Origin of the sequence: Actinomycetospora succinea (genome assembly GCF_004363095.1) — a bacterium.
In the GTDB taxonomy this organism is placed as follows: domain Bacteria; phylum Actinomycetota; class Actinomycetes; order Mycobacteriales; family Pseudonocardiaceae; genus Actinomycetospora; species Actinomycetospora succinea.
The window spans coordinates 500,092-513,733 of record NZ_SNYO01000003.1 but is presented as its reverse complement, the minus strand read 5'-3'; the positions used below and the strand labels follow the sequence as shown (position 1 = coordinate 513,733).

10 protein-coding genes, 1 tRNA gene and 1 pseudogene are annotated in these 13,642 nt (G+C 72.4%); 8 read left to right on the top strand and 4 right to left on the bottom strand.

Going from position 1 to position 13,642, the window contains the following annotated elements; all coding sequences use genetic code 11:
* The first annotated feature begins 13 nt into the window (after nucleotides 1-13).
* The 8 genes and pseudogenes from dnaN to EV188_RS13700 all read left to right on the top strand — a co-directional run bounded on the left by dnaN (nucleotide 14) and on the right by EV188_RS13700 (nucleotide 10,400).
* On the top strand, nucleotides 14-1,246 hold the full coding sequence (dnaN, locus tag EV188_RS13735) for a DNA polymerase III subunit beta (RefSeq protein WP_133826810.1): 1,233 nt from the start codon (nucleotides 14-16) through the stop codon (nucleotides 1,244-1,246).
* Nucleotides 1,247-1,333: 87 nt separating this feature from the next.
* Complete coding sequence (gnd, locus tag EV188_RS13730) at nucleotides 1,334-2,233, top strand: phosphogluconate dehydrogenase (NAD(+)-dependent, decarboxylating) (protein WP_133827109.1); 900 nt, start codon at nucleotides 1,334-1,336, stop codon at nucleotides 2,231-2,233.
* A gap of 8 nt (nucleotides 2,234-2,241) precedes the next feature.
* Nucleotides 2,242-3,420 carry a DNA replication/repair protein RecF gene (recF, locus tag EV188_RS13725; RefSeq protein ID WP_133826809.1) on the top strand — a complete coding sequence of 393 codons (1,179 nt, stop codon included), beginning with the start codon at nucleotides 2,242-2,244 and terminating at the stop codon, nucleotides 3,418-3,420.
* A 61-nt stretch (nucleotides 3,421-3,481) separates the two neighbouring features.
* Complete coding sequence (locus EV188_RS32590) at nucleotides 3,482-4,138, top strand: DciA family protein (protein ID WP_424922928.1); 657 nt, start codon at nucleotides 3,482-3,484, stop codon at nucleotides 4,136-4,138.
* A 233-nt stretch (nucleotides 4,139-4,371) separates the two neighbouring features.
* On the top strand, nucleotides 4,372-6,393 hold the full coding sequence (gene gyrB / locus EV188_RS13715; protein ID WP_133826807.1) for a DNA topoisomerase (ATP-hydrolyzing) subunit B: 2,022 nt from the start codon (nucleotides 4,372-4,374) through the stop codon (nucleotides 6,391-6,393).
* 188 nt (nucleotides 6,394-6,581) lie between these two features.
* Nucleotides 6,582-9,095, top strand: a complete 2,514-nt coding sequence (gene gyrA, locus EV188_RS13710; RefSeq protein WP_133826806.1) for a DNA gyrase subunit A — start codon at nucleotides 6,582-6,584, stop codon at nucleotides 9,093-9,095.
* A 798-nt stretch (nucleotides 9,096-9,893) separates the two neighbouring features.
* Nucleotides 9,894-10,265 (top strand): annotated as a pseudogene (locus EV188_RS33310) (DUF3566 domain-containing protein); the annotation flags it as partial.
* A gap of 61 nt (nucleotides 10,266-10,326) precedes the next feature.
* Nucleotides 10,327-10,400: transfer RNA gene (locus EV188_RS13700), tRNA-Ile, on the top strand.
* Nucleotides 10,401-10,476: 76 nt separating this feature from the next.
* Here the strand turns inward: EV188_RS13700 and EV188_RS13695 are convergent.
* The 4 genes from EV188_RS13695 to EV188_RS13680 form a co-directional block, all read right to left on the bottom strand.
* The gene (locus EV188_RS13695) at nucleotides 10,477-10,884 is read right to left on the bottom strand and encodes a histone-like nucleoid-structuring protein Lsr2 (RefSeq protein WP_133826805.1); all 408 of its coding nucleotides are present in this window, start codon (nucleotides 10,882-10,884) and stop codon (nucleotides 10,477-10,479) included.
* 120 nt (nucleotides 10,885-11,004) lie between these two features.
* Nucleotides 11,005-11,400: an SRPBCC family protein gene (locus EV188_RS13690; protein ID WP_243741677.1), complete on the bottom strand. Its 396-nt coding sequence runs from the start codon at nucleotides 11,398-11,400 to the stop codon at nucleotides 11,005-11,007.
* A 49-nt stretch (nucleotides 11,401-11,449) separates the two neighbouring features.
* Nucleotides 11,450-12,289: a phosphoenolpyruvate hydrolase family protein gene (locus tag EV188_RS13685; protein WP_133826803.1), complete on the bottom strand. Its 840-nt coding sequence runs from the start codon at nucleotides 12,287-12,289 to the stop codon at nucleotides 11,450-11,452.
* The gene (locus EV188_RS13680; protein ID WP_133826802.1) at nucleotides 12,286-13,479 is read right to left on the bottom strand and encodes a Tm-1-like ATP-binding domain-containing protein; all 1,194 of its coding nucleotides are present in this window, start codon (nucleotides 13,477-13,479) and stop codon (nucleotides 12,286-12,288) included. The genes EV188_RS13685 and EV188_RS13680 overlap by 4 nt, the downstream gene beginning before the upstream one ends.
* Nucleotides 13,480-13,642 lie beyond the last annotated feature (163 nt).

The window sequence follows — 13,642 nt, the reverse complement described above, 5'->3', positions numbered from 1 at the left end:
GGGAGGACCCGCGATGAAGTTCCGCGTCGAACGAGACGCCCTCGCCGACGCCGTCGCCTTCGTCGCCCGCAGCCTGCCGAGCCGCGCGCCCGTCCCGGTCCTCGGCGGCGTCCTGCTCGACACCGAGGGCGACGGGACGCTGACGGTCTCGGGGTTCGACTACGAGGTCTCCGCCCGCGTCGAGGTCCCGGCGATGATCGGCGACGCCGGCCGCGCGCTGGTCTCCGGCCGCCTGCTCGCCGACATCACCCGCGCCCTGCCGCCGCACCCGGTCGACGTCACGGTCGACGGGCCGCGCGCGGCCATCGCGTGCGGCAACGCCCGGTTCAGCCTCCCGACCATGTCGGCCGAGGACTACCCGCAGCTGCCGGACATGCCGCCGGTCGCCGGTGCGCTCGCGCCCGAGGTGTTCGCCCAGGCGGTCTCGCAGGTCGCGGTCGCCGCCGGCCGCGACGACACGCTGCCGATGCTCACCGGCATCCGCATCGAGATCGACGGCTCGACGCTCACGCTCGCCGCCACCGACCGGTTCCGCCTCGCCGTCCGCGAGTTCGCCTGGGAGCCGGGCGAGAGCGCGGGCGGCGGCGAGTCGGGCGAGGTGGCGCTGCTCGCCCCCGCCAAGACGCTCGCCGAGGCCGCCAAGACGCTGACGTCCTCCGGCTCGCGCATCGAGCTCGCGCTGGCCCGCGGCGACGGCCTGCTGGGCCTCGCCGGCGGCGGGCGCCGGTCCACCACCCGGCTGCTCGACGCCGAGTTCCCGCGCTACCGCCAGCTGCTGCCCAAGGAGCACACGTCGGCGGCGGTCATCGAGATCGCCCCTCTGGTCGAGGCGATCAAGCGCGTGTCGCTGGTCGCCGAGCGCGGCACGCAGGTGCGTCTCGAGTTCGCCGACGACACGCTGCGCCTCACCGCCGGCGGCGACGACGAGGGCAGCGCCGAGGAGGAGCTGTCCTGCCGGTTCGTCGGCGAGCCGCTGACCATCGCGTTCAACCCCGGCTACCTGCTCGACGGCCTGGGCGCCCTCGGGGCCGACCACGCCCACCTGTCGTTCACGACGCCGAGCCGCCCCGCCCTGCTGCGGCCCGCCTCGCCCGCCGACGCGAACGACGACGGCGCCGGCGAGGCCGAGCCGGCCGAGGGCGGCGCCACGGCCGTCGAGCCCGGCCCGAGCGACCACGCCGAGGACCTCCCGGATCCCCGTCCCGGATACCTCTACCTCTTGATGCCGGTGCGGCTCCCGGGCTGAGGCCCGCCCCGCCCGCCCCCGACCCGAGCGCAGGACACGTCCCGTGGTGGGGCGGTAGACGAGAGGAATGGCGACGTGCAGCTGGGGATGGTCGGTCTCGGACGGATGGGCGGCAACATGGCCGAGCGGCTGCGCGCCGCCGGTCACGAGGTCGTCGGGTACGCGAACGACGGGTCGGGCGACGTCGCCTCGCTCGACGAGCTCGTCAAGACGCTCACGGCGCCGCGCACGATCTGGCTGATGGTCCCGGCCGGCGAGGCCACGAACTCGACCGTCACCGCGCTGGCTGACCTCCTCGAGGCCGGTGACCTGGTCGTCGACGGCGGCAACAGCAAGTTCACCGACGACGCCGTGCACGCGGAACTGCTCGACACCTTGGGCGTCCGGTACGTCGACTGCGGCGTCTCGGGCGGGGTCTGGGGCCGCACCGAGGGCTACGGCCTCATGGCGGGCGGCGACGCCGCCGACATCGAGCGGCTGCTGCCGGTGTTCGACGCCCTGCGGCCCGAGGGCCCGCGCGAGGAGGGCTTCGTGCACGCCGGCCCGGTCGGCGCGGGGCACTACGCGAAGATGGTCCACAACGGCGTCGAGTACGGCCTCATGCAGGCCTACGCGGAGGGCTACGAGCTGCTGTCCGCCGGCGGCCCGGTCGACAACGTCGGTGCCGTGATGAAGGCGTGGAGCCGCGGCACCGTGGTGCGCAGCTGGCTGCTCGACCTCATGGTCCGGGCGCTCGAGGCCGACCCGCACCTCGACCAGATCACCGGCTACGCCGAGGACTCCGGCGAGGGCCGCTGGACCGTCGACGAGGCGATCGTGCACGCCGTGCCGGCCCCGGTGATCTCGGCGGCCCTGTTCGCGCGGTTCGCCTCGCGCCAGGTCGACTCGCCGGCCATGAAGGCGGTCGCGGCGCTGCGTGCCCAGTTCGGCGGGCACGCCACGCACAAGGCCGGCGAGGCCGCTAACGAGCCGCCCACGGGGGGCTGAGGGAGCGGATGTACGTCCGGGCGCTCTCGGTCACCGACTTCCGCTCCTGGGAACAGGCCGACCTCACCTTCGCGCCCGGGGTATCGGTGCTGGTGGGGGCCAATGGCCAGGGCAAGACCAACCTGGTCGAGGCCGTCGGCTACCTCGCGACCCTGTCCTCGCACCGGGTCGCGAACGACGCCCCGCTGATCCGGCGGGGCGCGTCGTCGGCGTCGGTGCGGGCGGTCGCGGTCAACGAGGGCCGCGAGCTCACCGTCCAGGTCGAGATCGCGAGCGGGAAGGCCAACCGGGCGCGGGTCAACCGCGCGCCGGTGCGCAGTCCGCGCGAGGTGCTCGGGATCGTCCGCACGGTCGTGTTCGCGCCCGAGGACCTCGCGCTGGTCCGGGGGGATCCGGGCGAGCGGCGCCGCTTCCTCGACGAGCTGCTGGTCTCCCGCGCGCCGCGCTGGGCGGGCGTGCGAGCCGAGTACGACAAGGTGCTGCGCCAGCGCTCGGCCCTGCTCAAGACCGCGCGCCACGCCCGCGGCGACACCAGCACGCTCGACGTCTGGGACGCCCACCTCGCCCGGGCCGGCGCCGCGCTCGTCACCGGGCGCCTCGAGCTCACCGCCGCGCTCGCGCCGCACGTGACCGCCTCCTACGCCGAGGTCGCGCCCGAGTCGGAGCCGGTCGGGGCGCGCTACCGCTCGCGCGCGGAGACCGTGGACGCCCTGGGCGCGCCGGAGGCGGTGCAGCCGGCCGTGGAGGACGTCGAGGCGATGCTGCTCGAGGAGATGCGCCGGCGGCGCAGCCAGGAGATCGAGCGCGGCGTGTGCCTCGTCGGCCCCCACCGCGACGACCTCGAGCTCACGCTCGGCGACGGCCCCGCGAAGGGCTACGCGAGCCACGGCGAGTCCTGGTCGCTCGCGCTCGCGCTGCGCCTCGGCGGCTTCGAGCTGCTGCGCGGGGAGGGCTCGGAGCCGGTGCTGGTGCTCGACGACGTCTTCGCCGAGCTCGACGTCCGGCGCCGCCGGGCGCTGGCGCGCACCGCCGCACGCGCCGAGCAGGTGCTCGTGACGGCCGCGGTGGACGACGATGTGCCGGACGACCTGCAGGGAGCACGCTACGTGGTCGATTCGGGCACGGTCCGTGAAACGACTGCGGTCGCTAGGACGACAGGGGGTGGATCTGGTGGCCCGGACGCGTGATGTCGGTGGAGGTTCTGGGGACAGACCTGTGGATGCTGTGGACAACTCGGTCGGGAGATCCGTGTCGGGCGGTCGTCCGGACCCGGATCCGGGGCACGAGCAGGGCCGCTCCCGCGAGCAAGGTGTCCACACCCCTGATCGTGATGATCCGGGCAGGCCGACCGACCCGTCGGCGAGCGGTCCGGAGACCCCGCGACGGGGTGCCGACCTGGCGCGCGACGCCCTCGCGGCGGCCCGCGCGGCGGCCGCCGAGCGGCGGGCCGCGACGGGTGGCGGGAACGGCATCCGCAAGCCCGTCCGGCGGTCCGGGGCGGGCCTCGGGCGGCCGCGTCGCCGCGGCTGGTCGGGGGCCGGCGCCGACGACCGCGACCCGCAGACCCTCGGGCGCCTCGCGTCCCGGCTCTCGGGCGACCGCGGGTGGGCGCCGCGCCTGTCGTCGGGGGCGGTGTTCGGGCGCTGGGCCGAGCTGGTGGGCGACGAGGTCGCCGAGCACGCCCGCCCCGAGTCGCTGCGCGACGGCGTGCTCACCGTGCAGGCCGACTCGACGGCCTGGGCGACCCAGCTGCGCCTGCTCCAGCGCCAGCTGATCGGGCGCCTTGCGGCGGGGCTGGGCGACGGCGTCGTGACGAGCATGCGCATCCACGGCCCCGCGGCCCCGAGCTGGCGGCGCGGACCCCGCCACGTGTCGGGTCGGGGACCCCGCGACACGTACGGCTGAAGCGTCCAGGCCCCCACACGCGTTCTCAGGGCGCGTCGTCGGCGGCTCAGAGCCTCGCAACCCCGTTCGCGGCCGGTCGGACCCTCCGGCGGTCGTTTCGTGCGCCGTGTGACGCGCTGAGCCGCGTGCCCGGGCCGTTTCTGAGGAGGCGACCCGGTAGACTGGAGTCAGAACTTTCCGCCCGCGCGCGCGACGCGCGGGCACGTGTCCACGCGAGGGAGACACCAGAGCCCGTGGCAGCCGCACCGAACTCGGCCCAGAAGAAGAACAACGGGGACTACAGCGCCTCGTCGATCACCGTCCTCGAGGGTCTCGAGGCCGTTCGCAAGCGGCCCGGCATGTACATCGGCTCCACCGGTGAGCGCGGGCTCCACCACCTCATCTGGGAAGCCGTCGACAACTCCGTCGACGAGGCGATGGCGGGCTACGCGTCGTACGTCCACGTCACGCTGCTCGCCGACGGCGGCATCTCCGTCGTCGACGACGGGCGCGGCATCCCCGTCGACGAGCACCCGGTCGAGAAGAAGCCGGCCGTGGAGATGGTGCTGACCATGCTCCACGCGGGCGGCAAGTTCGACGACAAGTCGTACGCGGTGTCCGGTGGTCTGCACGGCGTGGGCATCAGCGTCGTCAACGCGCTGTCCACCGCCCTCGACGTGGAGATCCACCGCGACGGGCAGATCTGGACGCAGCACTACGACCACTCGGTGCCCGGCGAGCTCGTGGCCGCGGGGAAGACGAAGAAGACCGGTACGTCGATCACGTTCTGGGCCGACCCGGACATCTTCGAGACCACGACCTACAACCTGGAGACCGTCTCGCGGCGGCTCCAGGAGATGGCGTTCCTGAACAAGGGACTGACCATCACGGTCCGCGACGAGCGCAAGACCGAGAGCGCCGACCCCGACGGCGAGGACCTCGACGAGGCGCCGGACGCCGAGGGCTACGTGTCGAAGGTCAAGGAGCGGACCTTCCACTACCCGGGCGGGCTCGAGGACTTCGTCGCCCACATCAACCACGCCAAGGACCCGATCCACCGCAAGCCGGTGGGGTTCCAGGCGGAGGGCACCGGCCACCAGGTCGAGATCGCCATGCAGTGGAACTCGGGCTACTCCGAGTCCGTCTACACCTTCTGCAACACGATCAACACGACCGAGGGCGGCACCCACGAGGAGGGCTTCCGCTCCGCGCTGACCGCGACGGTCAACCGCTACGCGCGCGACAAGAAGCTCATCAAGGACAAGGACCCGGCGCTCACCGGCGACGACATCCGCGAGGGCCTCGCGGCCATCGTCTCGGTGAAGGTGGCCGAGCCCCAGTTCGAGGGCCAGACCAAGACCAAGCTGGGCAACACCGAGGTCCGCTCGTTCGTCCAGAAGGTCTGCAACGAGTACCTGGCCGACTGGTTCGAGGCGAACCCCGCCGAGGCCAAGACCATCATCAACAAGGCGGTGGGATCGGCCCAGGCCCGCCTCGCCGCCCGCAAGGCCCGCGAGCTCGTCCGTCGCAAGACGGCCGGCGACCTCGGCGGCCTGCCCGGCAAGCTGGCCGACTGCCGCAGCAACGACCCGGAGCAGAGCGAGGTCTACATCGTCGAGGGCGACTCGGCGGGCGGCTCCGCGAAGTCCGGTCGCGACTCGATGTTCCAGGCGATCCTCCCGATCCGAGGGAAGATCATCAACGTCGAGAAGGCCCGCATCGACCGCGTCCTCAAGAACAACGAGGTCCAGTCGATCATCACGGCGCTCGGCACGGGCATCCACGACGAGTTCGACCTGTCGAAGCTGCGGTACCACAAGATCGTGCTGATGGCCGACGCCGACGTGGACGGCCAGCACATCCGGACGCTGCTGCTGACCCTGCTGTTCCGGTTCATGCGACCGCTGGTGGAGCAGGGGCACGTGTTCCTCGCGATGCCCCCGCTGTACAAGATCAAGTGGGGCGGCCGGAACGCCGAGCCGGAGTTCGCCTACAGCGACCGCGAGCGGGACAGCCTGATCGAGGCCGGCCGCGCCGCCGGCAAGAAGATCAACAGGGACGACGGCGTGCAGCGCTACAAGGGCCTCGGCGAGATGAACGCCAAGGAGCTGTGGGAGACCACGATGGACCCCGCCACCCGGCTGATGCAGCGAGTGACGCTGGACGACGCGGCCACGGCCGACGAGCTGTTCAGCGTGCTCATGGGCGAGGACGTGGAGTCGCGCCGTTCGTTCATCACCCGCAACGCCAAGGACGTGCGGTTCCTCGACGTCTAGTCGAGGTCGAGGGAAGGGGGCCGGTTTCCCGTGGAACCACGCACTCCGTCCCGAACCCGACAGGCCCCTGACCGGCGCGAACACGCCGCGACGGGCCGTCCGGGGGAGCCGGGAGATCGATCCCGGCCCCGATACGATCGAGAGCGTCCGGTGCCCTGTGCGAGGGGTGCCAGGAGGGTGAGCACCGCGTGACCGAGACGACCCTGCCTCCCGGTGGGTCCGGCGACCGCATCGAGCCGGTCGACATCCAGCAGGAGATGCAGCGCTCCTACATCGACTACGCGATGTCGGTCATCGTGGGTCGCGCGCTGCCCCTGGTGGAGGACGGGCTCAAGCCGGTCCACCGCCGCGTCCTGTACTCGATGTACGACTCGGGCTTCCGGCCCGACCGCAGCTACGTCAAGTGCGCCCGCGTCGTCGGCGACGTCATGGGCAACTACCACCCCCACGGCGACTCGGCGATCTACGACGCCCTCGTGCGCCTCGCCCAGCCGTGGTCGATGCGCTACCCGCTCATCGACGGCCAGGGCAACTTCGGGTCGCCGGGCAACGACCCCGCCGCGGCCATGCGCTACACCGAGTGCCGCCTGACGCCGCTCGCGATGTCGATGCTCGCCGACATCGACGAGGAGACCGTCGACTTCGCCGACAACTACGACGGCCGTACGCAGGAGCCCACGGTGCTCCCCGGTCGGGTGCCGAACCTGCTGATCAACGGCAGCGCCGGGATCGCGGTCGGCATGGCCACCAACATGCCGCCGCACAACCTGCGCGAGGTGGCAGCGGGCGCGACGTGGGCGCTCGACAACCCGGAGGCCTCGGAGGAGGAGACCCTCGAGGCCCTCATGGGCTTCATCAAGGGGCCCGACTTCCCCACCGCCGGCCTCGTCGTCGGCACCGACGGCATCGAGTCGGCCTACCGCACCGGTCGCGGGTCGATCCGCATGCGCGCGGTGGTCGAGGTGGAGGAGGACGCCAAGGGCCGCACGATCCTGGTCGTCACCGAGCTGCCCTACCAGGTCAACCCCGACTCGCTCATCGAGTCGATCGCGACGCTCGTGCGCGACGGCCGCATCCAGGGCATCTCCGAGATCAACGACGAGTCGTCGGACCGCGTGGGCCGCCGCATCGTCATCACGCTGCGCCGCGACGCCGTCGCGAAGGTCGTGCTGAACAACCTCTACAAGCACACGCAGCTGCAGTACAGCTTCGGCGTCAACATGCTCTCGATCGTCGACGGCGTGCCGCGCACCCTGCGGCTCGACCAGATGATCCGGCACTGGATCCGCCACCAGATCGACGTCATCGTCCGGCGCACGCGCTTCCGCCTGCGCAAGGCCGAGGAGCGGGCCCACATCCTGCGTGGTCTGGTCAAGGCGCTCGACGCCCTCGACGAGGTCATCGCCCTGATCCGCGCGTCGGAGACCGTCGACGTCGCCCGCGCCGGCCTGATCGACCTGCTCGAGATCGACGAGATCCAGGCCCAGGCGATCCTGGACATGCAGCTGCGTCGCCTGGCCGCCCTCGAGCGCCAGAAGATCATCGACGAGCTGGCCGAGATCGAGGCGACGATCCGGGACCTCGAGGACATCCTCGCCCGCCCGGAACGCCAGCGGCAGATCATCCGCGACGAGCTCGGCGAGATCGTCGAGAAGTACGGCGACGACCGCCTGACCCGCCTCGTCGGCTACGACGGCGAGGTCGCCGACTCCGACCTCATCGCCGTCGAGGACGTGGTCGTCACGATCACGCGCACCGGCTACGCGAAGCGCACCAAGACCGACCTCTACCGCGCGCAGAAGCGCGGCGGGCGGGGCGTGCAGGGCGCGACGCTCAAGCAGGACGACCTGGTCGCCCACTTCTTCGTCTGCTCCACCCACGACTGGCTGCTGTTCTTCACCAACAAGGGGCGCGTGTACCGGGCGAAGGCCTACGAGCTGCCCGAGGCCAACCGCAACGCGCGCGGCCAGCACGTCGCGAACCTCCTCGCCTTCCAGCCCGAGGAGCAGATCGCGCAGGTCATGCACATCAAGGACTACGACGCGGCGCCGTACCTGGTGCTCGCGACGCAGGGCGGCCTGGTCAAGAAGTCGCGCCTGACCGACTTCGACTCCAACCGCTCCGGCGGCCTCATCGGGATCAACCTGCGCGAGGGCGACGAGCTCGTCGGCGCCGTGCTCTGCTCCGGTGACGACGACCTCCTGCTCGTGTCCGCCGAGGGCCAGTCGATCCGGTTCACGGCCAGCGACGACGCGCTGCGCCCGATGGGCCGCGCCACCTCCGGCGTCACCGGCATGCGTTTCAACTCGGGCGACGAGCTGCTCTCGCTCGGCGTCGTGCGCGACGGGACGTTCCTGCTGGTCGCGACCGGTGGCGGCTACGCCAAGCGCACGCCGATCGACGAGTACCCGGTGCAGAACCGGGGCGGCAAGGGCGTGCTGACGCTGCAGTACGACCGTCGTCGCGGGACCCTCGTCGGCGCGCTCATCGTCGAGCTCGACGACGAGCTGTACGCGATCACGACGAGCGGCGGGGTCATCCGCACGACCGCCAAGGAGGTCCGCAAGGCGGGACGCCAGACCAAGGGCGTGCGCCTGATGAACCTCGGGGAGAACGGCACCCTGCTCGCGATCGCGCGCAACGCCGAGGAGGCCGCCGACCCCGACGCGGGCGGGTCGACGTCCTCGCAGCCGCAGCCGTGACCGTCCCAGCCCTGATCGACGCGTGATCCCTCCCGACCGCCGTCACCGACCGACGAAGCGAGTTCTTCCGTGAGCACACCGAGCAAGCCGGACGATCCGGACCCTGCCTCGTCGGAGACGTCGGGCGCGGGCGGGACGCGGACGAGCACGCAGGAGTCCGCGCCGGCCGAGCGCAGTGCCGAGCGCAACGGGGGAGACGCGGAGTCGACGACCCGGGTCGACGCCGTCGAGGACGAGAAGAAGGCCGCGTCGGCCGGCGAGGCGACCGACGGCGAGTCCACCGGCTCGGCGTCCGCCACCGGCTCGGACGGCGAGACGTCCGGCGGGCCCGCCGGCCCGCCCCCGCCGTGGCAGCGCGGCGGGGCGGCCACCGGCCCGCCGTCGGGCCCGATCCCCACCGGCCGGCCCGGGGGTCCCCCGGGCGGCGGTGCGCCGCGGCCCGGTCCCGGCGGGCCGGGGGGCGCGCACCCGCCGTCCGGCCCGTTCCCGCGTCCGGGCGGCCCCGGCGGTCCCGGTGGTCCGGGTGGGCCCGGCCCGCAGGGTCCCGGCTACGGCCGCCCGCCCGGTGACGGGTCGGGGACGCCGTCGGGCGGCATCCCGATCGCGGCGCGCACCGCGCCCGCACCGGGCACGTCGCGTCCGGGCGAGACGCACGGCGGGCCCGGGACGGTCACCGGGTCCGGCATCGACGCGCCGACCAACCAGCTCTCGCCGGAGCAGCTCGGCCTGCGCAACCGCGAGGACGACGACGCCCGTCGTGAGCCCGACGACGTCGCCGAGCTCTCCGCCGGGCGTCCGCGCAGCGGCAAGGCGCCGCGGCGGGCGAGCCTGCAGGTGCGCCGGTTCGACCCGTGGTCGGTGCTCAAGCTCGCGCTCGTGCTGGGCGTGGCCCTGTTCTTCGTGTGGATGTTCGCCGTCGGCGTGCTCTACGCCGTGCTCGACGGCATGGGCGTGTGGGCGCAGCTCAACGGCACCTACCAGGACCTGACCTCCGACGCGGGGGGCGGCGGCGAGCTCATCACCGCGGGCGGCGTCTTCGGCGTCGCGGCGGTGATCGGGGTCGTGAACATCATCCTGTTCACGGCGCTCGCGAGCGTCTCGGCGTTCATCTACAACATCTCCGCCGACGTCGCCGGCGGCATCGAGGTCACGCTCTCCGAGCGCGACTAGGCGCGGGATCCCGGTGTCGGGCGCCCGGTGACCGTCGGGTACCGTGGCGTCCGCACCTCAGGGGCCCATAGCTCAGTTGGTTAGAGCGCGTCGCTGATAACGACGAGGTCGCTGGTTCAAATCCAGCTGGGCCCACCCTCACGGTGCACCCACACCGACACGAACGGCCCCGGAGCTCCGCGCTCCGGGGCCGTCGTCGTCTCGGGGTGACTCAGCCGGAGAACGTCGCCGAGTGCTCGGAGCCCTTGCGCTGCGACTCCCAGGCCTCCACGACGTTGTTCGGCACGCGGCCGCGGTCGGACACCTCAAAGCCCTGGGCCTTGGCCCACTCACGGATCTGCTTCGAGGTCTCGCGGTCGTACCCACCGGGCGAGGTCGCCCGCGGGGTGCCCGTGCCGGCGCCGGAGCGGCGACGCCCGCCGCCGTTCGAGCGGCGACCGCCGGTGCGGCGCGCGGCGGCGACGTACTCGGCGAGTGCGTCGCGCAGTCGGGCGCTGTTCTTGTCGTCGAGGTCGATCTCGTAGGTCACGCCGTCGAGTGCGAACTCGACCGTCGTGATGTCCTCGGCCTCCTCGCCGGTCAGGTCGTCGACCAGGGTGACGATGGTCTTCTGTGCCATGGCTGGCGTGACTCCTCACTACATCATCGAACCGATGAGGTGCCGTCTATTCGTTGCCGGGCGAGATTAGCAAAGAAAAGGCGGAGAGTTCGAACGGGGAGGAGTTCCGTGCCGTCGACGTCACGCCGACGACGACAAATGCGAGGCCAGACCCTCCAACCCGCTTCCGAACACATCCCTTCCGAACAACGCACTGAGCCGTTCGGCGTCGTCGAGGTCGCAGTCGAAGAGCACCGACCAGGAGACGAAGGATTCGCCGGTGGTCGTCACCGGGAGCACGCGGATGGTGGAGCGGTAGTCCCGGACCGGGAACGGGGATTCGAGGATCGCGTAGGTCAGGAGGCGTTCGCGGTCGTCGAGGGTGACGAGGCTTTCGCGCACGACGCCGCCGTCGCCGAGGGTGAGCCTGCGCACGGCGCCCACACGGTCGGTGTGCTCGCCGCCCTCGAGCTCGCTCGCGGCGATGGCGGGGTGCCAGTCGGGGAGTCCGTCGAAATCGCGGATGACGCGCCACACGGTGTCGGCGTCGGCGGGGATGACGGCGCTCGTGGTCACTTCCGGCATGTCAGTCCTCCTGGGGGGTCGAGGGACGCAGGGAGACGAACTCCCGGGTCGTGGCGGTCAGGGCCTTCTCGGTGGGCAGGCGTTCCATGCTGCTGGCGCCGTAGAAGCCGTGGCAGGCGCGCGTGCGCGAGAGGACGTACGCGGCGTCCTCCGGGGAGGAGACGGGTCCGCCGTGCACGAGCACGAGGACGTCGTCGCGGACCGAGCGCGCGGCCTCGGCCCATTCGTCGACGAGTTCGACACAGTCCGACAGCGATTTCGCCGTCTGCGCACCGATCGTCCCGCCGGTGGTCAGTCCCATGTGACAGACAACGATGTCGGCGCCCGCCTCGGTCATCGCGCGGGCGTCGTCGACCGAGAAGACATAGGGCGTCGTGAGGAGATCCTCGTCGTGCGCGGCGGCGATGAGTTCCACCTCACGGTCGAAGCCCATCCCGGTCTCCTCGAGATTCACCCGGAAGGTGCCATCGATGAGGCCGACGGTCGGAAAGTTCTGCACGCCCGCGAACCCCAGCTCGCGGAGCTCGCGCAGGAAGCGAGGACGGATGAGGAACGGATCGGTGCCGTTGACGCCGGCGAGCACCGGTGTGTGGCGCACAACAGGAATGACCTCGCGCGCCATCTCGACGACGATGTCGTTGGCGTTGCCGTAGGCGAGCAGACCGGCCAGCGACCCGCGTCCGGCCATGCGGTATCGGCCGGAATTGTAGATGACGATGAGGTCGATCCCGCCCTCTTCCTCGCAGCGTGCGGAGAGACCGGTGCCGGCGCCGCCGCCGACGATCGGCTCGCCGCGGTCGACCTTGGCGCGCAGTCGCTCCAGGATCTCGGCGCGGGTCACGGGCGTCCTCCGGTGATCTCCTCGAGCGCGGCGACGAGGGTCGCGGCGAACTCGGGGTCGTTGACGTGGTGCGGGCTCTCGACGACGCGGTGCGTGTCGTCGGTGCGGACCTGCGCGCGCAGGGTGTCGAACAGGGCGGCGTCCGCCTCGGGGTCGGCGAAGGGCATCCCCGGGGCGTCGAGGGCCGAGACGCCGCCGGTGGGCAGCACGAGGCGCACGGGCCCGGGGCAGGCGTTGAGCCGCCCGGCGAGGAACTCCGCCGCCGCGCGGTTCTCCTCGGGCGTGGTGCGCATGAGCGTCACCTGCGCGTTGTGCTCGTAGAGGGTGCGACCGCGGAAGGGCTCCGGGACGGTGTCGGGCGCCCCGAAGTTGACCATGTCCAAAGCTCCGACCGAGCCCACCCACGGCACGCCGGTGCGCGCGATCGCGCCCAGCCGGTCCTCGGTGGCCGCCATGACGCCGCCGACGACGAGGTCGGCGACCTCGGTGGTGCTGACGTCCACGACGGCCTCGACGAGCCGGTCGTCGACGAGCTTCTCCATCGCTCGCCCACCGGTGCCGGTCGCGTGGAAGACCAGGCAGTCCCACCGGTCGCTGACCGCCTCGGTGACCGCGGTGACGCACGGCGTCGTCACCCCGAACATCGTCAGCCCGAGCGCGGGCTTGTCCTGCGCGGCGGGTACCGGCGCGGCGATCGCCCCGCCCAGTGCGTGCGCGGCGTTGGACAGCACCCGTCGGCTGATCCGGTTGAGCCCGGCCACGTCGGTCACCGAGTACATGAGCGTGAGGTCGACCGCGCCGACGTACGGCGCGACGTTGCCCGAGGCCACCGTCGACACCACGATCTTCGGCACCCCGACCGGCAGTCGCTGGAGCGCCGGCGTCACCAGCGCGGTGCCGCCGGACCCGCCGAGCGCGAGCACGCCGGCGACGTCGTCGCGCGCCGGCAGCCAGCGCTCGAGCGCCGCGCTCATCGCGGAGACGGAGCTCCCGCGGTCCCCGGTGAACGCGTCGTCGCCGGCGACCTCGCGCGGCCCGACGTCCGCGGTGCTCGCGTCCGGGTCGCTCGTGCCCACGTCCACGGTGGTCACCGCGTGCCCCGCGTCGCGCAGGAGCCCGGCGACGTACCGCAGCTCCTCGCCCTTCGTGTCGAACGTGCCCACCACGTAGGCACGACCCGCCCCGCCCATCCGAGCTCCCGTCCACGACGCCGTCGTCCGGGTGAGTCCTACCGCTCGCAGCGGGCACGGCGCGAGGCCGCCCGACGATCACCCGGCTTTCCGAGCGAAGGGCACCTTCGCTCGGGTAGACCGGCGAGGGGCGCCCGTCGCCGGAACGGGCGGGCGCGCGACG

What these genes read in the sequence shown, in the direction of transcription:
- dnaN (WP_133826810.1), top strand. Translation starts at nt 14, where the DNA reads ATGAAGTTCCGCGTCGAACGAGACGCCCTCGCCGACGCCGTCGCCTTC.
- gnd (WP_133827109.1), top strand. Translation starts at nt 1,334, where the DNA reads ATGGTCGGTCTCGGACGGATGGGCGGCAACATGGCCGAGCGGCTGCGC.
- recF (WP_133826809.1), top strand. Translation starts at nt 2,242, where the DNA reads ATGTACGTCCGGGCGCTCTCGGTCACCGACTTCCGCTCCTGGGAACAG.
- EV188_RS13695 (WP_133826805.1), bottom strand. Translation starts at nt 10,884, where the DNA reads ATGGCACAGAAGACCATCGTCACCCTGGTCGACGACCTGACCGGCGAG.
- EV188_RS13680 (WP_133826802.1), bottom strand. Translation starts at nt 13,479, where the DNA reads ATGGGCGGGGCGGGTCGTGCCTACGTGGTGGGCACGTTCGACACGAAG.